At 69.5% G+C, this 24,834-nt stretch carries 22 protein-coding genes; 4 read left to right on the forward strand and 18 right to left on the reverse strand.

From position 1 onward, the window contains the following. Nucleotides 1–31: 31 nt before the first annotated feature. Nucleotides 32–1,993, forward strand: a complete 1,962-nt coding sequence (locus GGQ63_RS16755; protein WP_183857752.1) for a potassium transporter Kup — start codon at nucleotides 32–34, stop codon at nucleotides 1,991–1,993. 10 nt (nucleotides 1,994–2,003) lie between these two features. Here the strand turns inward: GGQ63_RS16755 and putA are convergent, their stop codons facing one another. Continuing rightward, on the reverse strand, nucleotides 2,004–5,099 hold the full coding sequence (gene putA / locus GGQ63_RS16760) for a bifunctional proline dehydrogenase/L-glutamate gamma-semialdehyde dehydrogenase PutA (protein WP_183857753.1): 3,096 nt from the start codon (nucleotides 5,097–5,099) through the stop codon (nucleotides 2,004–2,006). 122 nt (nucleotides 5,100–5,221) lie between these two features. On the opposite strand from putA, the gene GGQ63_RS16765 reads away from it, so the two are divergent. After that, complete coding sequence (locus tag GGQ63_RS16765) at nucleotides 5,222–5,674, forward strand: Lrp/AsnC ligand binding domain-containing protein (protein ID WP_183857754.1); 453 nt, start codon at nucleotides 5,222–5,224, stop codon at nucleotides 5,672–5,674. Between the two features lie 112 nt (nucleotides 5,675–5,786). Continuing rightward, nucleotides 5,787–6,317 (forward strand): Panacea domain-containing protein, encoded by a 531-nt coding sequence (locus GGQ63_RS16770; protein WP_183857755.1) that lies wholly within the window; start codon nucleotides 5,787–5,789, stop codon nucleotides 6,315–6,317. Between the two features lie 466 nt (nucleotides 6,318–6,783). Here the strand turns inward: GGQ63_RS16770 and GGQ63_RS16775 are convergent, their stop codons facing one another. The 14 genes from GGQ63_RS16775 to GGQ63_RS16840 form a co-directional block, all read right to left on the reverse strand. Next, on the reverse strand, nucleotides 6,784–6,969 hold the full coding sequence (locus GGQ63_RS16775; RefSeq protein WP_183857756.1) for a DUF1902 domain-containing protein: 186 nt from the start codon (nucleotides 6,967–6,969) through the stop codon (nucleotides 6,784–6,786). A gap of 63 nt (nucleotides 6,970–7,032) precedes the next feature. Beyond that, complete coding sequence (locus GGQ63_RS16780) at nucleotides 7,033–7,365, reverse strand: antibiotic biosynthesis monooxygenase (RefSeq protein ID WP_183857757.1); 333 nt, start codon at nucleotides 7,363–7,365, stop codon at nucleotides 7,033–7,035. A gap of 177 nt (nucleotides 7,366–7,542) precedes the next feature. Next, nucleotides 7,543–8,526, reverse strand: coding sequence for a dihydroxyacetone kinase subunit DhaK (dhaK, locus tag GGQ63_RS16785; protein ID WP_183857758.1), 984 nt, complete (start codon nucleotides 8,524–8,526; stop codon nucleotides 7,543–7,545). A 238-nt stretch (nucleotides 8,527–8,764) separates the two neighbouring features. After that, nucleotides 8,765–9,181: a hypothetical protein gene (locus tag GGQ63_RS16790; protein ID WP_183857759.1), complete on the reverse strand. Its 417-nt coding sequence runs from the start codon at nucleotides 9,179–9,181 to the stop codon at nucleotides 8,765–8,767. Then, entirely contained in the window at nucleotides 9,178–10,779 is a 1,602-nt protein-coding gene (ptsP, locus tag GGQ63_RS16795) for a phosphoenolpyruvate--protein phosphotransferase (RefSeq protein WP_183857760.1), read from the reverse strand. Before ptsP ends, GGQ63_RS16790 begins: the two co-directional genes overlap by 4 nt. Beyond that, complete coding sequence (locus tag GGQ63_RS16800; protein ID WP_183857761.1) at nucleotides 10,763–11,092, reverse strand: HPr family phosphocarrier protein; 330 nt, start codon at nucleotides 11,090–11,092, stop codon at nucleotides 10,763–10,765. Before GGQ63_RS16800 ends, ptsP begins: the two co-directional genes overlap by 17 nt. 25 nt (nucleotides 11,093–11,117) lie before the next feature. Then, a complete protein-coding gene (gene dhaM, locus GGQ63_RS16805; RefSeq protein ID WP_183857762.1) occupies nucleotides 11,118–11,513 on the reverse strand; it encodes a dihydroxyacetone kinase phosphoryl donor subunit DhaM in 396 nt (131 codons plus the stop codon). After that, a complete protein-coding gene (gene dhaL, locus GGQ63_RS16810) occupies nucleotides 11,510–12,112 on the reverse strand; it encodes a dihydroxyacetone kinase subunit DhaL (RefSeq protein WP_183857763.1) in 603 nt (200 codons plus the stop codon). The genes dhaM and dhaL overlap by 4 nt, the downstream gene beginning before the upstream one ends. Before the next feature lie 10 nt (nucleotides 12,113–12,122). After that, nucleotides 12,123–13,145 carry an ABC transporter ATP-binding protein gene (locus GGQ63_RS16815; RefSeq protein ID WP_183857764.1) on the reverse strand — a complete coding sequence of 341 codons (1,023 nt, stop codon included), beginning with the start codon at nucleotides 13,143–13,145 and terminating at the stop codon, nucleotides 12,123–12,125. Continuing rightward, nucleotides 13,138–14,244, reverse strand: coding sequence for an ABC transporter ATP-binding protein (locus GGQ63_RS16820; protein WP_183857765.1), 1,107 nt, complete (start codon nucleotides 14,242–14,244; stop codon nucleotides 13,138–13,140). The genes GGQ63_RS16815 and GGQ63_RS16820 overlap by 8 nt, the downstream gene beginning before the upstream one ends. Nucleotides 14,245–14,247: 3 nt before the next feature. After that, complete coding sequence (locus GGQ63_RS16825; protein ID WP_183857797.1) at nucleotides 14,248–14,475, reverse strand: hypothetical protein; 228 nt, start codon at nucleotides 14,473–14,475, stop codon at nucleotides 14,248–14,250. Beyond that, on the reverse strand, nucleotides 14,472–15,419 hold the full coding sequence (locus tag GGQ63_RS16830) for a carbohydrate ABC transporter permease (RefSeq protein ID WP_183857766.1): 948 nt from the start codon (nucleotides 15,417–15,419) through the stop codon (nucleotides 14,472–14,474). Before GGQ63_RS16830 ends, GGQ63_RS16825 begins: the two co-directional genes overlap by 4 nt. Then, nucleotides 15,416–16,384, reverse strand: a complete 969-nt coding sequence (locus GGQ63_RS16835; RefSeq protein WP_183857767.1) for an ABC transporter permease subunit — start codon at nucleotides 16,382–16,384, stop codon at nucleotides 15,416–15,418. Before GGQ63_RS16835 ends, GGQ63_RS16830 begins: the two co-directional genes overlap by 4 nt. Before the next feature lie 103 nt (nucleotides 16,385–16,487). After that, on the reverse strand, nucleotides 16,488–17,771 hold the full coding sequence (locus GGQ63_RS16840) for an ABC transporter substrate-binding protein (protein WP_246429841.1): 1,284 nt from the start codon (nucleotides 17,769–17,771) through the stop codon (nucleotides 16,488–16,490). A 376-nt stretch (nucleotides 17,772–18,147) separates the two neighbouring features. Here GGQ63_RS16840 and GGQ63_RS16845 point away from each other — a divergent pair, with 376 nt between their 5' ends. After that, complete coding sequence (locus tag GGQ63_RS16845; RefSeq protein WP_183857769.1) at nucleotides 18,148–21,306, forward strand: autotransporter outer membrane beta-barrel domain-containing protein; 3,159 nt, start codon at nucleotides 18,148–18,150, stop codon at nucleotides 21,304–21,306. Between the two features lie 51 nt (nucleotides 21,307–21,357). Here GGQ63_RS16845 and GGQ63_RS16850 read toward each other — a convergent pair whose 3' ends face one another. The 3 genes from GGQ63_RS16850 to GGQ63_RS16860 all read right to left on the reverse strand — a co-directional run bounded on the left by GGQ63_RS16850 (nucleotide 21,358) and on the right by GGQ63_RS16860 (nucleotide 24,791). After that, a complete protein-coding gene (locus GGQ63_RS16850) occupies nucleotides 21,358–22,530 on the reverse strand; it encodes a Gfo/Idh/MocA family protein (RefSeq protein WP_183857770.1) in 1,173 nt (390 codons plus the stop codon). A 148-nt stretch (nucleotides 22,531–22,678) separates the two neighbouring features. After that, nucleotides 22,679–23,734 (reverse strand): sugar phosphate isomerase/epimerase family protein, encoded by a 1,056-nt coding sequence (locus GGQ63_RS16855; protein WP_183857771.1) that lies wholly within the window; start codon nucleotides 23,732–23,734, stop codon nucleotides 22,679–22,681. A gap of 31 nt (nucleotides 23,735–23,765) precedes the next feature. Then, nucleotides 23,766–24,791 carry a LacI family DNA-binding transcriptional regulator gene (locus GGQ63_RS16860; protein WP_425502087.1) on the reverse strand — a complete coding sequence of 342 codons (1,026 nt, stop codon included), beginning with the start codon at nucleotides 24,789–24,791 and terminating at the stop codon, nucleotides 23,766–23,768. Nucleotides 24,792–24,834: the final 43 nt, after the last annotated feature.

Below are 24,834 nucleotides of genomic sequence, written 5' to 3' on the forward strand. Positions count from 1 at the left end.
CCGGCACGCGCGGTGAGAAAGATGATGGCTCATGTCCGTTGATGGCCCGGCGGCCCCGCCGCCAGCCGATCTCCGACCCGCGCCCGTCGCCGAGCAAGCGGCCGCGACCGAAGCCGCGGACAAGGGTGGCCACGGCCACCCCGGCTTCTGGACGCTGACCCTCGGCTCGATCGGCGTCGTCTATGGCGACATCGGCACCAGCCCGCTCTACGCCTTCCGCGAAGCGCTGCACGCCGCCGGTCACAACGGCGCGGCGATCGCACGGGAAGACGTGATCGGCCTCGTGTCCCTGATCGTCTGGGCGCTGACGGTGATCGTCACGCTGAAATATGTCCTCATTTTGCTCCGCGCCGACAACAATGGCGAAGGCGGCACGCTCTCGCTGATGGCGCTCGCCCGCCGCTCGGTCGGCGGCGCGATGACCGTGTTCTTCCTCGGCATCGCCGGCGCGGCGCTGTTCTACGGCGACGCGGTGATCACCCCGGCGATCTCGGTCCTGTCCGCGGTGGAAGGCCTGAAGCTCGTCACGCCGGTCTTCGACCCTTACATCCTGCCGATCACCTGCGCGATCATCATCGCGCTCTTCCTCGTCCAGCGGCACGGTACCGCCCGGGTCGCGCAGTGGTTCGGCCCGATTACCGCGATCTGGTTCGCGATCATGGCGCTCGGCGGCTTTCTCCACATCGCCGACGATCCCGGCGTCTTCGCCGCCCTCAATCCGATCCATGCGGTGTTCTATCTCGCGAAGCACGGCTACACCTCGCTGATCGTGCTCGGCGCCGTCTTCCTCGCCGTCACCGGCGCCGAGGCGCTCTATGCGGATCTCGGCCATTTCGGCCGCAAGCCGATCCAGAGCGCGTGGCTCGGCTTCGTCTTCCCCGCGCTCGCGGCCAACTATCTCGGCCAGGGCGCGCTCGTCCTCGCCCATCCGGAGGCGATCACCAATCCCTTCTTCCTGCTCTATCCGAGCTGGGCGCTGCTGCCGGTCGTCATCCTCGCGACGATCGCGACCGTGATCGCCTCGCAGGCGGTGATCACCGGCGCCTATTCGATCACCCGCCAGGCGATCCAGCTCCGCCTCCTGCCGCGGATGGACATCCTGCACACCTCGGCACAGCAGGTCGGGCAGATCTACATGCCCCAGGTGAACGGCATGCTGCTGATCGCCGTGCTCGTGCTCGTCGTCAGCTTCGGCTCGTCGTCCCGCCTCGCCACCGCCTATGGCATCTCGGTCACCGGCGAGATGGTGATCACCGCGCTGCTGACCTTCGTCGTGGTCTGGCGCCATTGGCGCTGGCCGGTCTGGGCGGCGGGGCTGCTGATGCTGCCTTTCCTGGTCGTCGACCTGATCTTCCTCGGCGGCAACCTGCCGAAGATCGCCGATGGCGGCTATGTGCCGCTCGCCATCGCCGGCGGGCTGATGCTGATCATGTACACCTGGGTCAAGGGCACCCGCATCCTGTTCGAGAAGAGCCGGAAGAACGACGTCCCCTTCGCCTCGCTCGCGAAGAGCCTCGAGAAGAGCGAGATCGTGCGTGTCCCCGGAACGGCGGTGTTCCTGACGAGCGATCCGGAGACGGCCCCCTCCTCGCTCCTGCACAGCCTCAAGCACTATCGGGCCCTGCACCAGAAGAACGTGTTGCTGACGATCATCACGGCGCATACGCCGCGCGTCGAGGAGGCGGACCGCGTCCGCATCGAGCCGGTCAACGACTCCTTCACCCGCATCTTCATGACGTTCGGCTATATGGAAACGCCGAACGTGCCGAAGGCGCTCGGCGTCTGCCGCCGGCTCGGCTGGAAATACGACATCATGTCGACGTCGTTCTTCCTGTCGCGCCGCTCGATCAAGACGTCGGAGACCGGCAACATCTTCAAGCGGCTGCAGAGCGCGCTCTACGTCAAGCTGGCGATCAACGCCTCCGACGCGACGGATTATTTCCACATCCCGACCGGCCGCGTGGTCGAGGTCGGCACCCAGATGACGATGTGAGCGGCGGCCTTCAGCCGTCGCCCATCGCCATCAGGCTCGCATTGCCACCCGCGGCGGCCGTGTTGACCGAGACCACCTGTTCGAGCGCGAAGCGAGCGAGATAGTTCGGCCCGCCCGCCTTCGGGCCGGTGCCGGAGAGGCCCGAGCCGCCGAAGGGCTGGGTGCCGACCACCGCGCCGATGATGTTGCGGTTGACATAGACATTGCCGACCGGCAGCGCGGCGACGATCCGCTCCACCGTCTCGTCGATCCGGCTGTGGATGCCGAGCGTCAGCCCATAGCCGCTCGCCGCAACCGCGGCGATCACCCGGTCGAGCTCCCCCGCCCGCCAGCGCACGACATGGAGCACCGGGCCGAACACCTCCTTCGTCAGCGCCGCGGCGTCGGCGAGTTCGATGATCGCCGGCGCGACGAAATGGCCCTCGCCCGGCGCAGGTCCGGCGAGGCGCACACGCGCCGTCTGCCGCATCGCCGCGACATGGGCGTCGAGCGCCTCCTTCGCCGCCCCGTCGATCACCGGGCCGAGATCGGTCGCCGGATCGCGCGGGTCGCCGAGCGTCAGTTCGGCCGCGGCCCCTTCGATCATCGCCAGCATGCGGTCGGCGACGTCCTCCTGCAGGAAGAGGAGCCGCAGCGCCGAGCACCGCTGGCCGGCCGAGCGGAAGGCGGACGCGATCACATCGTCCGTCACCTGCTCGGGCAGCGCCGTCGCATCGACGATCATCGCGTTGAGCCCCCCGGTCTCGGCGACGAGCGGCACGATCGGACCATCCTTGGCGGCGAGCGCGCGGTTGATCGCGAAGGCCGTCTCGGTCGAGCCGGTGAAGACGACGCCGGCGACGTCCCGATGCGCGACGAGCGCCGCGCCGAGCGCGCCGTCGCCGGGCGCGAGGACGAGCGCATCGGCCGGAACGCCCGCCTCGTGCGCCAGCCGCACGGCTTCCGCCGCGACGAGCGGCGTCTGTTCGGCGGGTTTCGCCACCACGGTATTGCCGGCCGCGAGCGCCGCCGTCACCTGGCCGAGGAAGATGGCGAGCGGGAAGTTCCAGGGCGAGATGGCAAGGAAGACGCCACGGCCGCGATGGACCAGCCGGTCCGCCTCGCCGGTCGGCCCGGGCATCGCGGTCTCGACGAAGAGGCGGCGGGCCTCCGCCGCATAATAGCGGCAGAAATCCGCCGCCTCGCGCACTTCCGCGATGCCGTCGGGCAGCGTCTTGCCGGCCTCGCGGGCGAGCAGGGCGACGAGCCGGTCGCGCTGCGCCTCGAGGAGATGGGCGAGCCGCTCGAGCGCCGCGGCACGCTGTTCGACCGGGGTCCGCGACCAGGCGCCGAAGCCCGCCTTCGCCGCGGCGACGAGCGGCCCGGCCGCCTCCGGCGTCGCCTCCGCGACCGCGCCGACGACGCTCACCCCGTCCGCCGGCTCGAGCACCGGGCGCGACGGAAGCGTCTCGACCGCGACCGGCGCGATCGGCCGGGCTGCGAGCGCCCGGCCGTCCGCGGCGGCGAGCGCGGCGGCGAGCCGGCCGAGCGTCGCGGCATGGCCGAATTCGAGGCCGGCCGAGTTCTTCCGCGCGCCGTAGAGGTCCCTCGGCAGCGGCAGACGGGCGTGCCGCGCCCGCGCGCCGCCTTCGAGCGTCGATTCCGGTTTGACGAGCAAGTCCTTGATCGGAATGCGCTTGTCGCCGACCACCGAGACGAAGGAGGAGTTCGCGCCGTTCTCGAGCAGGCGGCGGACGAGATAGGCGAGCAGGTCGCGATGGCCGCCCACCGGCGCATAGATGCGGGTCGAGACGGTCGGCACCGCCTCGTGCACCGCCGCGTGCAGCGCCTCCCCCATGCCGTGCAGGCGCTGGAACTCGAAGCCCTGCGCATCGCCGGCCATCTCGAGGATGGTGGCGATGGTGAGCGCGTTGTGGGTGGCGAATTGTGGGAAGATGCGCGGCCGCAGGTCGAGCAAGTGCCGCGCACAGGCGAGATAGTTCTGGTCGGTCGCCGCCTTGCGGGTGAATACCGGATAGTCGTCGAGGCCGCGCTCCTGCGCCCGCTTGACCTCGGTGTCCCAATAGGCGCCCTTGACGAGGCGCACCATCAGCCGCCGGTCGAGCGCGGCCGCGAGAGCGCCGAGCCAGTCGATCACCGCGCCGGCGCGCTTCTGATAGGCCTGCACGGCGAGCCCGAATCCGTCCCAGCCGGCGAGGCGCGGATCGGCGAGCGCCGCGGCGATCACGTCGAGCGACAGTTCGAGCCGGTCCGCCTCCTCGGCATCGACGGTGAAGTTGAGGTCGTGCGCCCGCGCCGCGAGGGCGAGCTCGACGAGGCGCGGCACCAGTTCGGCCATCACCCGGTCGCGCTTCACCGCCTCATAGCGCGGGTGAAGCGCCGAGAGCTTGACCGAGATGCCGGGCCGGTCGGGCAGCGGCTTCTTGCCGGCCGCCGCACCGATCGCCGCGATCGCCGCGGCATAGGAGCGGAAATAGCGGTCGGCATCGTCGGCGGTGCGGGCGCCCTCGCCGAGCATGTCGTAGGAGTGCCGGAATCCCTCCGCCTCGAGCGACCGGGCGCGCTTCAGCGCCTCGCCGATCGTCTCGCCGAGCACGAAGTGGTGGCCGAGAAAGCGCATCGCCTGCCGGGTCGCGGTGCGTACCGTCGGCTGGCCGAGCCGGCGCACCAGCCCGGCGATGATGCCGTCCGGGTTCTCGCCCGGCGCGACGATCTTCGCCGAGAGCCCGAGCGCCCAGGTCGAGGCGGAGACGAACCACGTCTCCGCCCGGCCGGCATGCGCCGCCCAGCCGGCGCCGCCGAGCTTGTCCTCGATCAGCCGGTCCTGTGTCGCCGCGTCGGGCACGCGCAGCAGCGCCTCGGCGAGCACCATCAGCGCCAGCCCCTCGCGCGTCGACAGGCCGAATTCGCGCAGGAAATCCTCGATGCCGCCGATCGCGCCGGCCCGCGCCCGGATCGCGGCGATGAAGCCCGCGGCGCGGGCGTCGACCCGCGCCTCCGCGGCCGGATCGAGCCGGGCCGCGGCGATCGCGGCGCGGATCAGCGCGGCGTCGTCGCCGGCATAAGGGGGGCGGAAGGGTGGCGGCGGGCTGGGCGCGAGCGGCATGGCGGGTCCCCGGATGGATCGACCGGACTCTAGCCGGCCGCGCGCCGCGATTTCCGGCTTTGATGGCGCCCGCTGCCGTGCTTTCCTCGGCGGATCGGCGCACGGGCGGGGAAGCGACGGCCATGGACCGGATCGACCGGGCGATCCTGAAGACGCTGCAGGCCGACGGCCGGATCACCACCAACGACCTCGCCGCCCGCGTCGCCCTCTCGCCGTCGGCGACCGCCGACCGGGTCCGCCGGCTGCAGCGAGAGGGCTATATCGAAGGTTACGGCGCCCGCCTCTCGGCGAAGCGGCTGGGGCTCGACCTCCTCGTCTTCGTCGAGGTGAAGCTCGACCGCACCACGCCGGACGTCTTCGACATCTTCGCCCGCGCGGTCGGGCGCGCCCCGGAAGTGCTCGAATGCCATATGGTTGCGGGCGGCTTCGACTATCTGATCAAGGCCCGCGTCGCCGACATGGCGGCCTACCGCCGCTTCCTCTCCGACACCCTGCTCGCCCTGCCGGGCGTGCGCGAGACGCACACCTATCCCGTGATGGAGGAGGTGAAGTCGACCGACGCCCTGCCGCTGTGAGGGCGGCATGGAACGGGGATCGGGCTTCGACGAGGGACTCGCCCTAAGCCATTGACCTTTCTCGGCCAAACTAAGTCCTTGATTTGTCTTTTCAATCGCGTATATTTACAGGATGCCGATCCGCTTTAAATTTGCAGCACAGAAGGCAAGTGCGGCCATCCATTGGATGACCGCGCAGCAGCATGACCTCGATCTACACGCTGCGCTGAAGGCCTTTTACTTTGCCGATAAGTCTCACCTCCGTGAATGGCGCCGGCCAATTTTTGGGGCCACTTATCGCGCCATGCGATTTGGCCCTGTCCCCCTTGAGATATACGAGATGATGAAGGGGGAGGCGCTCTGGAAGGCAGAGCTTGGAGCGGAGAAATTTCCTTGGGAGATCTCAGGATATCGCCTTCGGCGCATCGCCAATTCTCAGCCTGACCTGGATGTATTCTCAGATTCAGAAGTTGAGCATCTGTCCCGTGGATTAGAGAAGTCGCTCTCTATGACGTTCAATGAACGGACGGAGGCGACACATGGACCCGATTGGCAGAAGGCCGAACTGGGACTAATGCGTTATGAAGACATGCTTGAAGACAGCCCGCATAAAGCGGAGACAATAGCTTATTTGGAGGCGAATGGACGGTATATGCGCCTATGATGAATACCTTGGAGGTAACGTGGATCTCCGATGAAGAGATACGCCCTCCAGGCCCAAAGATGGTCGTGTGCGTTGAGCCCCATAAGGGGTTTTATTTTCGTATTAACTCACATGACAACTGGGAGCCGTGCGTCCCGTTAATCAAGGAGCCTCACCACCGCTTCCTTCGCTGGGATAGCTTCATTGAATGCTCTATCTTGGAGATAGACAACTATATAATCGGGAAGGCTGTCAAGGAAAGAGGTATAATTGGGAAGATATCGCCGCTGCTCTGCGCAAAAATCATCGAGCAACTAGGTTATGCCCGCGGCTCGAGGCACGACAAAAACGCGATCGTATCCGCCCTCAACAAGACGATTTGACGGCATCTTTCATTATAGATTCTGATTCTAAAATATTGCCCGCCTCAATGCGCATACAGGCATAGCGCATCAGATGAGGCTATATATGTCCGCTGATCGTGTTGCTATACTCCCAACTCCGTCTCGCCGGATGTCTCGATAAGATCCATCACGATGCCGGGCAGCTTGGCCGCCAGCCCTTCGAGCGTCTCCGCCTCGGCATTCAGGCCCGGCAGGTCGCTCGATTCGACATACCAGACCCCCGCCTCGGCGTCATGGGCCGCCTTCACGAGGATCAATGGTCGCGCCATGGGACACCCCGTCGTTTCACGGCGGGGACTATCGCATCCCGCGCCCTCCCCGGCAAACGCGCCTTACAGCGCCAGTTCGCGATAGGTGCCGATCTCGGCGGCGATGCCGAGGCGCGCGATCAGGGCGCGGCGGTCGAAGCCGTCGGCGGCATGAGCGGCGGCGACCGCACGGCCGGCCGCCTCGATCGCCGCGGCGCTCTCCCATTCGGCGATCGTCACGACCATCGAGGCGCCGCCCTCGGCCTCGCGCTCGACGATCGCGTCGCGGACGAAGCCCGGCTGGCGGCGCAGTACGGCATGGGTGGCGCGCACGCGGTCGAGAAATTCCGCGCGGCCCGGGGCGGGCACGACGAACCGGTCGACCCGGTAGAGCGGCTGGGCGTTCTGGTCGGACATGGCGGAGCGATCCCTGCGCGGGCCGCCCCGATGGCGGCCCGAGGAGAAGACGCTACGACCTCGAGTTAACTCGAGGTCAAGCCTCTTTGCGCGTCCCTTCCGCTTCGGCTTCGGCGACCGCGGTGCCACCGCACCGGCTACCCGCCCGCCGCTCCGCGCCGCCGTGCCGCTCCCCGGTCAGACGCCCCAGCGGAGCGCCGGGGTGTGTACCGGTGCATCCCACAGCGCCGCCGCCTCGTCGTCGAGAAGGCTCACCGTGATCGAGCAGCCGGCCATTTCGAGCGCGGTCACGTAATTGCCGACGAGCGCGCGGGCGATCGGCACGCCGTGCTTTGCGAGCTGCTTCCGCGCCGCCTCGAACATCACATAGAGCTCCATCGCCGGCGTACCGCCGAAGCCGTTGACGAGCACCAGCGCCGGCCCCTTCTGCGGCAGGTCGCCGACGATCGCCGCCACCATTTCTTCGGCGATCGCATCGGCGGAGGCGAGCTTGACGCGCCGCCGGCCGGGCTCGCCATGGATGCCGACGCCCATCTCCATCTCGTCCTCGGCGAGCGTGAAGGTCGGCGTGCCGGCCGCCGGAACGGTGCAGCTCGTCAGCGCGACGCCCATCGACCGGGTGCGGCCGTTGACCCGGTCGCCGAGCGCCTTGAGCACATCGAGCGGCCGGCCCTCCTCCGCCGCGGCGCCGACGATCTTCTCGACGATCATCGTGCCGGCGACGCCGCGCCGCCCGGTCGAATAGGTCGAGGTTTCGACGGCCACGTCGTCGTCGGTGACGACGCGCATCACCGGGCCGGACGCCATCTCGGCCGCCATCTCGAAATTCATCACGTCGCCCTCATAGTTCTTGACGATGAGGAGCGTGCCGGCGCCGGTATCGACCTCGGCGAGCGCGGCGAGCATCTGGTCGGGCGTCGGCGATGTGAAGACCTGGCCCGGACAGGCGGCATCGAGCATGCCCCGGCCGACGAAGCCGGCATGCAGCGGCTCGTGGCCGGAGCCGCCGCCCGAGACGAGCGCCACCTTGCCGGGCTTCAGCGCCGCCCGGCGAACGAATTTCCGCTCCGCTCCGAGCGTGACGAGATCGCCATGCGCCGCGGCGAAGCCGTCGAGCGCCTCGGCGAGCACCGTCTCCGGCGCGTTGATCAGCTTCTTCATGGTCGTCCTCCCCGAAATCCTCGTTCTGTCCGTCTTCCGCCGCGCCGGCGGAAGGCCCTCACCCCGGCCCTCTCCCGCGGAGCGGGAGAGGGAGCCCGTTGCTCTCTTCCGTCGCGGCTCGGGATCCCCTCTCCCACCTGCGAAGTCGGCTGCTGCCGACTTCGCCTTCTCCACGCTCGGCTCGGCAACAGCCGAGCCGAATGGGAGAGGGTAGGGTGAGGGCTCTTCCCTTCTCGCCCTACCCCTCCACCAGCCGGGTCAGGCGCTGCACGAAGTCGCCGACCAGCCGGTCGAGATCCTGGTTCCGTTCCGCATCGCCGAGATCCGGCAGATAGATGACGTGCGCCCGCATCCGCTTCGTCTCCTTCAGCGCCGGCACACGGCGGGGATGGGCGCGGGCATAGAGTTCGAGGAACTGCCGCCGCTCCTCGGGCGAGAAATGGCAGATCTCGAACAGCGTCTCGATGTGCTGCGCCGGGATCGGCGTCGCATAGGCGGGATTGGTGATGTGCGAGACGAAGCTGCGGTTCTTGCCGAGCGCCTGTGCGATGCGGCCCCGCGTGCCCGACGGCCGGTTGTCGAGCACGCGCTGCAGCAGGTCCTTATAGGCCGCCACGGCCTCGCCCGCCTCCCCGCCGCCATCCGCCGGGCTCATCCGCCCGCCCTCAACCCCGCGAGCGCGAGCTTCACCCGCCCGACGAGGGGCGGCGCGACCGACGCCGAGCGCAAGCCGGCGCGCAGGAGCGCCGGCCAATGCGCCGGGTCGCCGCCCATGTCGCCGCAGAGGCTCACCTCGATGCCGAGCTCGGCCCCGCGCGCCACCGTATTGCGGATCAGCGCGACAACTGCCGCATGGCCCGGATCGTTGAGCGCGGCGACCGCCGCGATGTCGCGGGCGGAGGCCGTCGTATACTGCGTCAGATCGTTCGATCCGATCGAGAAGAAGGCCGCCTCCGCATAGAGCTCCGGCACGACGGCGACCGCCGGCACCTCGACCATGATGCCGAGCGGCGGCTTGCGGGCGCGAAACCCGTCGCTGCCGAGCTGGATCACCGTCGCCTCGAGCATCGCCGCGACGGTCGCGATCTCCTCCGGCACGGTGACCATCGGCAGCATGATCTTGAGGTCGCCATGCACCGCGGCGCGGCAGAGCGCGCGCAGCTGCAGGCGGAAGATCTCCGGCCGGGCGAGCGACAGGCGGACGCCCCGCACGCCGAGGAAGGGGTTGCTCTCGCCGTCGAGGGTGAGCCCGGGCACCGGCTTGTCGCCGCCGGCGTCGACGGTGCGGATGGTGACCGGCCGGTCCTCCGCCCATTCGAGAATGCGGCGATAGGCGCGGTATTGCGTCTCCTCGTCCGGCAGGCCGTCGCGGCCGGTGAAGAGGAATTCGGTGCGCACGAGGCCGATGCCGTCGCAGATCTCCGGGTCGAGCCGGTCGAGTTCCGCTGGCTCGGCGACATTGATCATCACCTTGACGGCGACGCCGTCCGCCGTCACCGCAGGCCGCGTCAGCACGTCCGCCTCGCGCGCCGCCCGGCCCGCGGCGTCCGCCCGGGCCGCACCGAAGGCGGCGAGCTCCGCCTCGGTCGGGTCGAGCACCAGCCGGCCGCGCTCGCCGTCGAGGATCGCGGCGCGGAACGGTCCGTCGGGGATCGCCCCGAGACCGACCGCCATCGGTACGCCGCGCGAACGGGCGAGCATCGCGACATGGCTCGAGGGGCTGCCTTCGGCGAGCGCGATCGCCCCGCCGGCCGACCAGTCGACGGAGAGGAAGCGCGACGGCGTCAGATCGCGGCCGACGAGGATCGCCCCGGCCGGCACGGCGGCCGCGGCACCGTCGGCGAGATGAGAGAGCACACGGTCGCGCAGATCCTCGAGATCGCTCGCCCTCGCACGGAAATAGTCGTCCTCGGAACGCTGGTAATCGGCGATCTGGCTGTCGAGCGCCTCGCGAAAGGCGGTGAGCGCGTCGGCACCCGCCTCGATCGCGTCGAAGGCCGGCTCGGACAGGCTCTCGTCCTCGAGCATCGCGACCTGGAATTCGAGGATGTCGGCGCCATCCTCCTCGTTCGCCGCCATCAGCCCTGCGAGATCCTCGATCGCCGCGGCGATCGCCTGACCGAGCGCCGCGCGTTCGACCGCCACGCCGGCGAAGGCGCGGTGCGCCGTGCCCGTCTCGACGAGGCGGTGGACCGGCCCGTGCGCGAGGCCGGGGGCGGCGGCACGGCCGGAGAGTTCACGGATTGGCGGCATGGGCGGTTCCGGCGGCTTCCGCCGTCCCTTCCCCTTCGTCGAAGTCGCGCTCGACCAGCGCGACGAGCGCCGCGACCGCGGCCGCCGCATCCGCGCCGGTCGCGCGGAAGGAGAGCACCGTGCCCTGCGGCGCCTTCGCCGCCATCACCTTGACGATGCTCTTCGCGTCGATCCACGGCCCGGCCGGCCCGGCCGCCAGCTCGAGCTTCGCCGCAAAAGTCTTGGCGAGCTTCGTCAGCTTGACCGAAGGACGCGCGTGCAGGCCCACCGCATGGGTCAGAACCACGCTCGCCTCGGCATCGAACCCGCTCATCGTGTCGTTCCTTGTCCCGTCCGGCTCACGCCGGAGAAAGCTCTTCCGCGGTGCGCTTGACGATCTCGAGCGCCGCCCCGCCCGAGGCCTCGGTGGCGGCGATCACCGCGCCCTCGACGATCGGCGCGTTGCACACGACGATCCGCCCCGCCCGCTCCGGCGGCTGCATCTCGACGGCCATCTCGCTGTTCGTCTCGGCGCCGCCGAGATCGACCAGGATGGCGACGCCCGCCTCCGACCAGGCCCGGTCGATCGCAGCGAGAATCGCCTCGACCGAAGTGCCGAGCCCGCCCGCCGGATCGCCGCCGCACCAGGCGAGCGGCACCTCGTCGCCGACCATCTGGCGGACCATTTCCGCCGTCCCTTTCGCCACGTCGGGCGAATGGGAAACGATGACGATGCCGACATTCGCCGCGCTCACGACCGCGCCTCCGGGGAAAGCGCCGCGGCCGCCGCGGCGACGATGAGTGCACTCGAGCGGGCGCCGGGGTCCATGTGACCGATCGACCGGTCGCCGAGGAAGGAGGCGCGGCCGCGCACCGCCCGCATCGGCACGGTGGCCTCGGCCGCCTCCGCCGCCGCCCGCGCCGGATCGCCGCCATCGGCGAGCGCGGCGGCGACCGGCGCCAGCACGTCGAGCATCGTCTTCTGGCCGACATCCGACTTGCCGCGCGCCTTCACCGCCTCGATCGCCGCAGCGAGCGCCTTCGCGAGGGCCGCGCGATCGGCCGGCTCCGGCAGTTCCTTGCCGAGCGTCATGGCGAGCGTGCCGTAGAGCGGGCCGGACGCGCCGCCCACCTTCATGACGAGCGTCATGCCGATCCCCTTCAGGGCCTCCGGCATCGGCTTCTGCGCGAGGCCGTCGAGATCGGCGAGCACCGCCTCGAGGCCGCGCTTCATGTTGATGCCGTGGTCGCCGTCGCCGATCGCCTGATCGAGCTGCGTCAGCTCGTCGGCGTGGTCGATCACCGCCCGCGCCACCGTCTCGATCAGCGCTCTTCGGCCGTCAACGTCGAGCATGTCGTCTCCCTCACAGCCGCGCGCCGGCCGCATCGAAATAGAGCGGATTCTTAAGCTGAAGTGAAACCCCGTCGCCGGGCCGCAGCTCCGTCGCGGCGTCGACGAGGGTGACGAGCTTGTGGCCGGCGACCGCGACGTGCAGGTGGTTCTGGTCGCCGAGATGCTCGATCCACTCGACCCGCCCGTTCGCCGCGCCGCTCGCCACCGCACCGTTCACCTTGCCGATCGCGATGTGCTCGGTGCGGGCGCCGATCGTTGCCGCGCCGGCCGGCGCGGCGGCGTCGGGCAGCAGCCCGACCGGCAGGAGGTTGATCGCCGGGCGGCCGAGCCGGGCGGCGACGTGGAGATTGGCCGGCGCCGTATAGATCTCGCGCGGCGTGCCGATCTGGACGAGGCGCCCCTCCGACAGGATGCCGATCCGGTCCGCCATCGTCATCGCCTCGATCTGGTCGTGCGTGACATAGAGCATGGTCGAGCCGAGTTCGGCCTGGATGCGCTTCAGTTCGAGCCGCAGATCGGCGCGCAGCTTGGCGTCGAGCGAGGAGAGCGGCTCGTCCATCAGATAGATCGCCGGCCGGCGCACCAGCGCCCGGCCGATCGCGACGCGCTGCATCTCGCCGCCCGACAGCCGCGTCGCCCTGTTCTCGAGCTTGTGGTCGATGCGCACGAGCTTCGCCACTTCGGCGACGCGCGCCTTCACCGCCGCCTCGCTCATCCGCCGCGCCGGCGAGCGGAGCGGAAAGGCGAGGTTCTCGAACACGGTCAGATGCGGATAGAGCGAATATTGCTGGAACACGAAGGCGGTGTCGCGCGAAGCCGGCTCGACCCGCGTCACGTCCCGCCCGCCGATCAGGATCGAGCCGGCCTCCGGCCGCTCGAGCCCGGCGATCAGCCGCAGCGTCGTCGTCTTGCCGGCCCCGGTCGGCCCGAGCAGCACGACGAACTCGCCGTCGGCGATGTCGAGCGACAGCTCGGAGACCGCCTCGGTGTCGCCGAAGCTCTTCGAAACGCCGCGCAGAGAAACCTCAGCCATGCCCCGCCTCCCGTGCCGCGATCTCGCGCGCCGCGGTGGCGAGCGCCCGGCCGCCCGCCGCCTCGAACAGCGACAGCCGCGCCGCGTCGAAGGCGAGGCCCACCGTCTCGCCGGTCGAAATGCGGACATCGGCCGGGATGCGGGCCTTCACCATGCCGCCCGCGGTCTCGACCGTGACGATCTGCTGCGTGCCGAGATATTCCGTGCCGTAGACCGCGCCGCGCAGGCGCGAGGCGTCATCGAACCGGACATGCTCCGGCCGTGCGCCGAGCACATGGCCGCCCGTCGCGCCCTCGCGCAGTTCCGGCACCGCGACCGGCGCCCCCTGGACCGTGACGCTGCGGTCGCCCGGCGCGAGCGTGCCTTCGAAGGCGAGGAAGTTCATCGGCGGCGAGCCGATGAAATCGGCGACGAACATCGTCGCCGGATGGTCGTAGATGTCGCGCGGCGTGCCGAACTGCTCGATCACGCCGTGGTTCATCACGGCGATCTTGTCGGCCATCGCCATCGCCTCGTGCTGGTCGTGGGTGACGTAGACCGTGGTGGCGTGGATGCGGTTGTGCAGCTCGCGCAGCTCGTTCACCATCAGATCGCGGAATTCCGCGTCGAGCGTGCCGAGCGGCTCGTCCATCAGGAAGCATTTCGGCCGCCGCACGATCGCCCGGCCGAGCGCGACGCGCTGGCGGTCGCCGCCGGCGAGGCCGGAGACGCTGCGGTCGAGCAGATGGTCGATGCGCAGGAGCCGCGCCGTCTCCTCGACGCGGGCGCGGATCTCGGCCTTCGGCATGCCCTGGGCGAGCAGCGGGAAGCCCATGTTCTTGCGCACGTTCATGTGCGGATAGAGCGCGAAGAGCTGGAACACGAAGGCGATGTCGCGCTCGCGCGCCCGGCGGAAGGCGACGTCCTCGCCGCCGAGCAGGATCTGGCCGCTGGTCGGCAGTTCGAGCCCGGCGATCATCCGCAGCGTCGTCGTCTTGCCGCAGCCGGACGGCCCGAGCATCACGAAGAACTCGCCGTCCTCGACGACGAAGTTGGAGTTCTTGACCGCCACGAAGGCCCCGAACGCCTTCTGGAGGTTCTGCACCCTGATCTCGGCCATCGCCTACTCCGGGAATTTCGAGACGATGATGAACATCGCCGTGCCGGCGAGCATGGTCAGGAACGACCAGGTGTAGAGCGGCAGCGCGAAGGGCTGGAAGAGCATCAGGAAGCCGATGCCGATCACCGCCGTCGCGAGGTTCTCGAGCCGGCCGCGCCGCAGGAGGAGCGGCCAGTTGGAGGCGCGCTTGCGGCCCTTGCGCGCCTTTGCCGTCGTGTCGGTGGCGCTCATTTCCGCACCGCTCCGAAGGTGATGCCGCGCAAGAGCTGCTTGCGCAGGAGGATGGTGAAGACGAGGATCGGCACGAGGAAGATCGTCGTCCCGGCCGCCACCGCCGGCCAGTCCTGTCCGCCCTCGCCGATGATGGTCGGGATGAAGGGCGGCGCGGTCTGCGCGGTGCCGGAGGTCAGCAGCGCCGCGAAGGCATATTCGTTCCAGGCGAAGATCAGGCAGAAGATCGCCGTCGCCGCGATGCCGGTCGTCGCCTGCGGCAGCACCACCTTGCGGAAGGCCTGCAGCCGCGTATAGCCGTCGATCATCGCCGCCTCTTCGTATTCGCGCGGAATCTCGTCGATGAACCCCTTCAAGAGCCAGACGGCGAGCGAGACGTTCACCGCGGTATAGAGAAGGATCATGCCGAGCGCGGTGTCGGAGAGGCCGAGCTCGCGATACATCAGATAGATCGGGATCGCGACGGCGATCGGCGGCATCATCCGGGTCGACAGGATGAAGAACAGGAGGTCGTCGGCGAGCGGCACCCGGAAGCGCGAGAAGCCATAGGCCGCGAGCGTGCCGAGGAACACCGCGCAGAAGGTCGAGCCGAAGGCGATGACGAGCGAGTTCACGAAGCGCGGCAGGAAGTTCGACGGGCCGGCGATGACCATGTTGCGCTTGCGGGTGGTCTCGTCGCAGAAGCCGGTCGGCGCCGGCAGCGCGTCGATGTATTCGCGCGTCTGCCGCGTCCGCGTCGTGAACAGATTGCAATAGCCCTCGATCGACGGGGTGAAGACGATCTTCGGCGGATAGGCGATCGAGTCCGGCGGCGTCTTGAAGCTCGTCGCGAAGATCCACAGGAGCGGGATCATCGAGATCAGCGCGTAGACGATGACGAGCGTCGCGGCGACCCGCTTGGCGGTGGTGCTCGGCACGACGACCGAATGGGCGGCTGCGCTCATCGGCTCTTCACCCGGTTGAGGACCTTGACGTAGATGTTGGCGAGGCCGAACACCGCGACGAACAGGATGATCGCGAAGGCGGAGGAATAGCCGGTCCGCCATTTCTCGAAGGCTTCGCGCTTCAGGGTGATCGAGGCGACCTCGGTGGTCGAGCCCGGTCCGCCGCCGGTCAACAGATTGACCATGTCGAACATCTTGAAGTTCTCGATGCCGCGGAACAACACCGCGAGCATGATGAAGGGCAGCGCCATCGGCAGGGTGATCGACCAGAACTGGCGCCAGTTGGAGGCGCGGTCGACCTCGGCCGCCTCATAGATGTAGTCGGGAATGGAGCGCAGCCCGGCGAGACAGATCAGCATCACATAGGGCGTCCACATCCAGGTATCGACGATGATGATCGACCAGGGCGCGAGCGAGACGTTCGACAGCATCTGGATGTCGGTCGTCGGAAGACCGGTGACGAAGGACACGATGTAGGCGAACAGGCCGATCTGCGGCTCGTAGAGGAAGCGCCAGAAATTGCCGACCACCGCCGGGGAGAGCATCATCGGCACGAGGATGATCGTCGTCCAGAAAGCGTGCCCGCGGAACTTGCGGTCGATCAGATAAGCGAGCGTGAAGCCGATCACCGTCTGCAGCACGATCGTCCAGAAGACGAAATGGGCCGTCGCCTGCATGGCGATCCAGGTATCGGCATCGTTGAGAATGCGGGAATAATTGCTGAGGCCGATATTCTTGATCGGCTCGTTCGGCCGGTTGGCGCGGTAATTGGTGAAAGAGAGCTGGATCGCCCAGATCAGCGGGAAGATGTTGATGGCGAGCAGGAGCAGAATGGTCGGCGCGATGAACAGCCAGGCGACCATCCGGTCGGAGAGGCCGCGCACCCGCTTGGCGATGCCGTCCGGCGTCCGCCGCGCCGCGGCTTCGGTCGCCCGGTCGAGGAGCGTCGAGGATGTCTCGGTCACGACTGATCTTCCGCCGGCCGCAGACGGGCCGTCTCATGGCGTTGTCGGGGAGCCCGCCCCGCGCCGGAACAGGGGCGCGGGGCGGCATGGGTGACGGGACGGCTCAGAGCTTGCCGTCGTCCTCGAACACTTCGGTCCAGTCGGCGACGAGGCCGTCGAGCGCCTCCTTGGCCGTGCCCTGGCCGGCGACGACATAGTCGTGGAAGCGCTTCTGCGAGGCCTGCAGCAGCGAGGCGTAGCTCGGCTCGGCCCAGAAATCCTTCACGATCGCCATCGATTCGAGGAAGGTCTTGGCGTAGGGCTGGCTCGCCGGGAAGGCCGGATCCTCGACCACCGCCTTCAGGCAGGAGAAGCCGCCGAGCGACCACCACTTCTTCTGCACGTCGGGGTTGGCGAACCACTTGATATATTTGAGCGCGTCTTCCTGCTTGTCGGAATAGGAGACGACCGAGATGCCCTGACCGCCGAGCTGGGCGAACTGCTCGCCGTCCGGACCGGCCGGATTGGCGAAGAAGCCGACCTTGTCGCCGCCGACCGCCTCGTCCTTCTGCAGGCCGGGCCAGGTGAAGGCGAAGTTCATGTGCATCGCCACCTGACCGGATTTGAAGGCATCGACGCCCTCGCCCATATAGCTGTTCGACGCGCCCGGCGGCGTGCAGCAGTCATAGAGCGCCTTGTAGAATTCGAGACCCTTCACGGACTTCTCGGAATTGACGAAGCCTTCCATCTCGTACGGCTTGTCCGGGTTCTCGTATTTGAAGCCGAACGAATAAAGGACGTCCATCACGCCCATGGTGATGCCTTCCGAGCCGCGCTCGGTATAGATCGAGGCGCCATAGACCTTCTTGCCGTCGATGTCCCGGTTCTGGAAGAACTCGGCGACCTGCTTCAGCTGGTCGAAGGTCTTGGGGGCGTCGAGATCCCAGCCGTATTTCTCCTTGAATTCCTTCTGCAGCTCGGGCCGCGAGAACCAGTCCTTGCGGTAGGTCCAACCGACGACATCGCCCATCGCCGGCAGCGCCCAGTAGTTCGGCGTGTTCTTCGGCCATTCGGAATAGCCGACCACCGTCGCGTCGACGAAGTCGCTCATCTTGATTCCTTCCTTGTCGAAGAAATCGTTGAGCTTGACGTAATGGCCGTTCTCGGCCGAGCCGCCGATCCACTGGCTGTCGCCGATGATCAGGTCGCAGAGCTTGCCCTTCGAGTTGAGCTCGTTGAGGAAGCGGTCGGCGTAATTGGTCCAGGGCACGAATTCGAACTTCATGCCGATGCCGGTCTGCGCCGTGAAATCCTTCGACAGCTCGACCAGCGCATTGGCCGGGTCCCAGGCGGCCCAGCAGAGCGTCAGCTCGCTCGCCTTCGCCGCGGTGCCGGAGCCGAGCCCCATCGTCGCCGCGACACCGAGCGCGCCGAAAAGCGCGAACAGCTTCTTCATCGATATCCCTCCCTCAACTGCCCGGAGCCCCGCCCCGCGGCACGGCATGCCCAACCGATCGCGCCCGCGGAAAAAGGCGGCGCGGCCATGCCCACCCTCCTCCGGCGTCATGGCGTGTCAGTTCGTCTGATCGGACGCGCCGGCTCGTCCGGCGTCTGTTTAGTGATTGTGTTTAGTAGATCGCGTTTCGCTAAACAGCGCAACAAGGATTCTTCAGTGTTTTATGCTGCATTGCGGCAGGATTTTCACTAAACATCGCGCTTGCGAGATAAGGCGCCGCCGGGGCGGTTTCAGCGTCCGTTAACCATGCCGGGCTTAACTCTCGGGCATGCTCCCGCTGAGACCGATCGCCCCGCGCCGGCCGGCCCGGCCCGCCCTCGCGGGTCCGTTCCGCCGCTCTCCGCTCGCCGCCGCGCTGCTCGCATCGAGCGCGCTCGCCGCGGCCGCGGCCGACCGCACGATCGACGGCACGGATGCGCGCATCGACACCGGCACGGTCGCCTACGGCACGCTGCTCGTCGGCGGCATCGCCGATGCGAGCCTCTCGATCCTCACCTCGGCGACGGTCGACACCGCGACGGCCATTCTCGGCCAGACGGCCGGCGTCGCGGGGACCGTCTATCTGCGCGGCGGCGGCACCAACTGGACGAACAGCGGCACGCTCACCGCCGGCGACGCGGGCAGCGGCACGGTCGCGGTCGGCGAAGGCGCGACGCTCGACACCGCCGACACCGTGCTCGGCGCGCAAGCCGGCGCGCGCGGCATGGTCACCGTCTCGGGCGGCGGCACGGTGTGGACCTCGACCGGCACACTGACGGTCGGCGCGGGCGGCAGCGGCAGCGTCGTGATCGAGTCGGGCGGCGCGGCCGCCCCGTTCGCGATGACGCTCGCCGACGCACTCGGCTCGGAGGGCGCCGCGACGGTGACCGGCGGCGGCTCGACGCTCACCGCGACCGGCACGACGACGGTCGGAGCCGCCGGCACCGCCACGCTCGCCGTCGCCGAGGGCGCATCCGCCGGCCTCGCCGACGTGGTGATCGGCGAGGCTTCGACCGGCAGCGGCGCCGTCTCGGTCGATCGCGGCGGCTCGTCCTGGATCAGCAGCGGCACGCTCACCATCGGCCGCAACGGCACGGGCCGCTTCGAGATCACCGCCGGCGCGGACGCCGATGTCGCGACGACCGTCCTCGGCGAGGCGGCGGGGGCGGAAGGCTCCCTCTCCGTCTCCGGCGGCGGCTCGACCTTCACGGCAACCGGCCCCACCACCATCGGTGCCGCCGGCACGGGCAGCGTCACGGTCGCCTCGGCCGGTGTGGCGACGCTCACGGACGCGACGCTCGGCCTCGATGCCGGCGGCTCGGGCACGCTGACGGTGACCGGTGGCGGCTCGACCGTGACGAGCACCGGCACGCTGACCGTCGGCGATGCCGGCACGGGCACGATTTCGATCACGGCCGGCGGCGCGGCGGAGACCGCCGATGTCGTCCTCGGCGCCGCCGCGACGGGCGTGGGCAGCGTCGTCGTCTCCGGCGGCGGCTCGACATTGGCGAGCACCGGCACGCTGACCGTCGGCGGCGCCGGTACCGGCACCTTCACGGTCGCGGCCGGGGGCACCGCTTCGCTCGCGACGCTCGCAGCCGGCGCCGATGCGGCCGGCGCCGGCACGGTGCGGGTGACCGGCGGCGGTTCGGCGCTCGCCGTCTCGGGCGCGGCGACGATCGGCGTCGCCGGGGACGGTGCGCTGCAGGTCGACGGTGGCGCCACGGTGGCGGTCGGCGGCACGCTCACCCTCGCGGCGGAAGCCGGCTCATCGGGCACACTGGCGATCGGCGGCCTCTCGGGCGCGACCGCCCTCTCCGCCGGCAGCCTCGCAGCCGATGCGCTCGTCTTCGGCGCGGGCGACGGCACGCTCGTCTTCAACCATGCCGAGGACCTCTATGCCTTCGACGTGGCGATCAGCGGCGGCGGCACGATCCGCGCCGAGGGCGGCACCACCCTCCTGTCCGCCGACAATTCCGGCTTCACCGGCACGACGACGGTCGCCGGCGCCACCCTCCTCCTCGAGGGCACGCTCGGCGGCGACGCGCCGGTCGAGGCCGGCGGCACGCTCGGCGGCACGAGCGCCGGCGGCGACGCGATCCTCGGCGACGTCACCTTCGAAACCGGCGCCACCTATCGCGTCGTCGCCTCGGAAGGCGGCATGACGGCGCTCGATGTCGGCGGCCTCGTCACCCTCGCCGATGGCAGCCTGCTCGAAATGGTGCTCGACACGCCGGGCGGCTTCATGGCCGGCGACAGCTTCGCGATCCTCACCGCGACGGGCGGTGTCACCGGCACCTTCACCCTTGCCGACCCGCGGCTCACCGCCTTTCTGGCGCTCGATCTCGATTCGGACGGCAGCGCCGTCACGCTCGACGTGGTGCAGGATCGTGCCTTCGTCTCGGCGGCCCGCACGCGCAACCAGATCGCCGTCGCGACCGCCGCCGACACGCTGCCCGTTGGCGGCGCGCTCCATACCGCGATCCTCAATCTCGCCGACGAGGCCACGGCCCGCACGGCCTTCGACGATCTCTCCGGCGCCGTGCACGGCTCGGTCGCGGCGATGCTCGCCGAGGATGGCGCGCGGCTCCGCGCCGCGGCGACGGAACGGCTGCGCGCGGCGCGCACCCTGCCGCCGCAAGGGCTCGCGGTCTGGGGTTCGGTCGACGGCGCGTTCGGGGAACTCGCCGCGGACGGCAATGCCGCCGGCCTGTCGCGGCGCGGCGGCGGCTTCGTCGCCGGTCTCGACGCGCCGCTCGGCGAGGCGCGCATCGGCGCGCTGCTCGGCTATCGGCGGACCGGCTTCGACGTCTCGGGCGAGAATGCGTCGGGCACCGCCGACACGATCGAGCTCGGCCTCTATGGCGGCGGCGCGCTCGGGCCGGTCGCGGTCCGGCTCGGCGCGGCCTATGCCCATCATGCCGTCGAGACCGAGCGACGCATCGTCCTCCCCGGCCTCGCCGAGACGGAGCGGGCGGATTACGGTGCCGACAGCGTCCAGGCCTTCGGCGAGGTCGGCTATGCGATCGCGGCCGGCGCGGTCGCCTTCGAGCCCTTTCTCGGCCTCGCCGCGGTCTCGGTCTCGACCGACCGCTTCGCGGAGGAAGGCGGCGAGGCGGCGCTGTCCGGCCGCTCTTCGGCCGATCTCCTCTTCTCGACCGTCGGCGTCCGTGCCGCGGCCGATTTCGCGCTCGGCTCGGTCGAAGGGATGATCGGCTGGCGCCATGCCGCAGGAGACCGGGCGGCGGCGGCCGATCTCGCCTTCGCCGGCGGCGGCAGCGCCTTCACGGTGCACGGCGCGCCGGTCGCGGCCGATGCGCTCGTCGCCGATGCGCGGCTCCGCCTCGCGCTCGGCGCCCGCGCGGCGGCGAGCCTCGGCTATGGCCTGCAGCTCGACGGCGCGGCGCTCGGCCAGTCCCTCGAAGCCCGCTTCACGGTCGATTTCTGAAGCGAGAAGGGGCGCCGCGGCGCCCCTCCCGACCGCTGCGGAATGCGCCGGTCAGACCTTGGTCCAGACATTGCCGGCCCGCGAGGAGCGGACCGAGGCGTCGATGAACTTCATGCCCGCGACGCCGTCGGCGACCGTCGGATAGACGACGTCGGCATCCGGCGCCCGGCCCACGCGCGCCGCGCGGATGGCGCGCGCCGCCTCGGCATAGATCGTCGCGAAGCCCTCCAGATAGCCCTCCGGATGGCCGCCCGGCACGCGGGTGACGCGACCGGCGACCGGCAGCGCACCGGCGCCGCCGCGGGTCAGCAGTTGCTTCGGCTGGCCGAAGGGCGTGAACCACAGATAGTTCGGGTCGGCCTGCGTCCATTCGAGCCCGCCCTTGGTGCCGTAGACGCGCAGCTTGAGGCCGTTCTCGTTGCCGACCGCGACCTGGCTCGCCCACAGCATGCCCTTCGCGCCGCCCTTCCATTTCGTCAGGATCTGCACGTCGTCGTCGAGCTGCCGGCCCTCCACGAAGGTGGTGAGCTGCGCCAGCACCTCGTCGAGTTCGAGGCCGCTCACGAAGGCCGCGAGATTATAGGCGTGCGTGCCGATGTCGCCGATCGAGCCGCCGGCGCCCGAGCGCTTCGGATCGGTCCGCCACTCCGCCTGCTTCGAGCCGGAACGCTCGGCCGGCTCGGTCAGCCAATCCTGCGGATATTCCGCCTGGACGAGCCGGATCGTGCCGAGATCGCCGCGCGCCACCATCTCGCGCGCCTGCCGGATCATCGGATAGCCGGTGTAATTGTGGGTGAGCACGAACACCTTGCCGGTCTTCTCGACCAGCGCGGCGAGCTCCTCGGCCTCGGCCACGGTCGTGGTGATCGGCTTGTCGCAGATCACATGGATGCCCGCCTCGAGGAAGGCCTTCGCCGCCGGGGCGTGCATGTGGTTGGGCGTGACGATCGCCACCGCCTCGATGCCGTCCTCCCGCGCCGCCTCGGCCTTCGCCATCTCCTCGAACGAGCCATAGGCGCGGTCGTCGGCGATGCCGAGTTCCTTCGCCGAGGCCTTGGCACGCGCGGGGTCGGAGGACAGCGCTCCGGCGACCAGTTCGAACTGGTCGTCGATGCGCGCCGCGATGCGGTGCACGGCGCCGATGAACGCCCCCTGCCCGCCGCCGACCATGCCGTAGCGGATGCGCGTGCCGCCCGCTTCTTCCTTGCTGGCTTCGATCGCCATGTCGTTTCTCCCGTCCGGGTTTCTGTCGTCGTCGAAGGGGCGCTCGGCGCCCCGGCGGCCGCCCCGTCGTGCCCGGGCACCGCCCGGGCATCCATGTCGTCCCTGCGCCCCGCCGTTCCACCGGGCCGCGTGGGCTCGCCGCGTGGGCTCAGCCGATGCCGAGCATCTTCCGGTTCGCCGCGTCGTCCGTGCCGGCGCCGGCGAAATCGTCGAAGGCGCGCTCGGTGGTGCGGATGATGTGGCTCCGGATGAACTCCGCGCCCTCGCGGGCGCCGTCTTCCGGATGCTTGAGGGCACATTCCCATTCGAGCACGGCCCAGGAGCCGTAATCATACTGGGTGAGCTTCGAGAAGATCGCGCCGAAATCGACCTGGCCGTCGCCGAGCGAGCGGAAGCGGCCGGCCCGGTTCACCCAGGACTGGAAGCCGCCATAGACGCCCTGCCGCCCGGTCGGGTTGAACTCGGCGTCCTTGACGTGGAAGGCGCGGATCCGCTCGTGATAGATGTCGATATAGTCGAGATAGTCGAGCTGCTGCAGCACGAAGTGCGAGGGATCGTAGAGAAGGTTCGCCCGCGCGTGGTTGCCCGTCCGCTCGAGGAACATCTCGTAGGTGACGCCGTCGTGCAGGTCCTCGCCCGGATGGATCTCGTAGCAGACGTCGACGCCGTTCTCCTCGGCGTGGTCGAGGATCGGCGTCCAGCGCTTCGCCAGTTCGTCGAAGGCGGCCTCGACGAGACCGGCCGGCCGCTGCGGCCAGGGATAGATGAACGGCCAGGCGAGCGCGCCGGAGAAGGTCGCGTGGGCGCCGAGCCCGAGCCGCTTCGAGGCGGTGAGCGCCCGCTTCACCTGGTCGACCGCCCATTCCTGCCGGGCCGCCGGATTGCCCTTCACCTGCGGCGCCGCGAAGCCGTCGAAGGCGGCGTCATAGGCCGGGTGGACGGCGACGAGCTGCCCCTGCAGATGGGTCGAGAGCTCGGTGATGGCGAGGCCGTGCGACGCCGCGATGCCCTTCACCTCGTCGCAATAATCCTGCGATTCCGAGGCCTTGACGAGGTCGAACAGGCGCCCGTCCCAGGACGGGATCTGGACGCCCTCATAGCCGAGCGATGCCGCCCAGCCGCAGATCGCGTCGAGCGAGTTGAACGGCGCCGCGTCGCCGGCGAACTGGGCGAGGAAGATCGCCGGTCCCTTGATGGTCTTCATGTTTCTCTCCCGTGCTTGTTGTCGGTCGTGGTCAGGGAATGTTGTCCCGGACGAAGATGTCGATGTTGATGCGCTCCTGGCCGGCGACGATCGGCGCCCCCTCCCGCAGCGCGAGCAGCACCCGCGCGGCGCTGCGCGCCATATGGCCGGGGTCCTGCGCGACCACCGCGTCGATCACGCCGCGCACCAATTGCCGCCGGTTGAAGGCGGTCAGCTCGTGCGCGACGAACACCACGTCGCGCGTCCGCCCCGCCGCCTCGAGCGCGGCGACGACACCGGGATTGCCGGCGCCGACATTATAGAGCCCGACGAGGTCGGCGTGCTCGCGCAAGAGCGCCCGGGCGAGCGTCTCGACGCGCGCATTCTCGTCCCGCCCCTCGCGCACCGGCAGGACTTCGAGGCCCGGATATTCCCGCGCGATCACCTGTTCGAATCCGTATTGCCGCTCGATGTGATCGCGCAGCGCCAGCGACCCGGCGATCAGCCCGACCTTGCCGGTCCGCCCGCCGAGAAACCGGCCGAGCAGCGTGCCGGCGGTCCGCCCCGCGGCGTAATTGTCGATGCCGACGAAATGCGCCCGCCGTGTGCCCGGCAGGTCGGAGACGAGGGTGACGACCGGCGTGCCGGAATCGGCGAGCGCATTGATCGCCTCGACCACCGCCGGATGGTCGAGCGCCACCACGGCGACACCGTCGAGCCCGTCCGGCAGCCTTTCGAGCGCCCCGGCGAGCGCATCGCCGTCGAACACGTCGACATGGGCGACGTCGATCCGCACCCGCTCCTGCACGAAGCGTTCGCCGGTCGTGCGGATCTCGGCCTCGAGCGCCTTCATGAATTCGTTCGAGCCCTGCGGCAGCAGGATCTGCAGGCGGAAGTCCCGCGCGCGGGCGAGCCGCGAGGCGAGCCGGTCCGGCTGGTAATTGAGCCGCTCGATCGCCGCCTGGACCCGGTCGATGGTCCGCACATGCACGCCGGCGCGCCCGTTCAGCACGCGATCGACCGTCGCGAGGCTGACCCCGGCCTCCCTGGCGACGTCCTGCAGCGTCGTCTTCTTCAACACGGCCTCTCCCTGGCCCTGATGGGATATCATCGGATTCTGA

This window comes from Prosthecomicrobium pneumaticum, assembly GCF_014199915.1.
GTDB lineage: Bacteria > Pseudomonadota > Alphaproteobacteria > Rhizobiales > Kaistiaceae > Prosthecomicrobium > Prosthecomicrobium pneumaticum.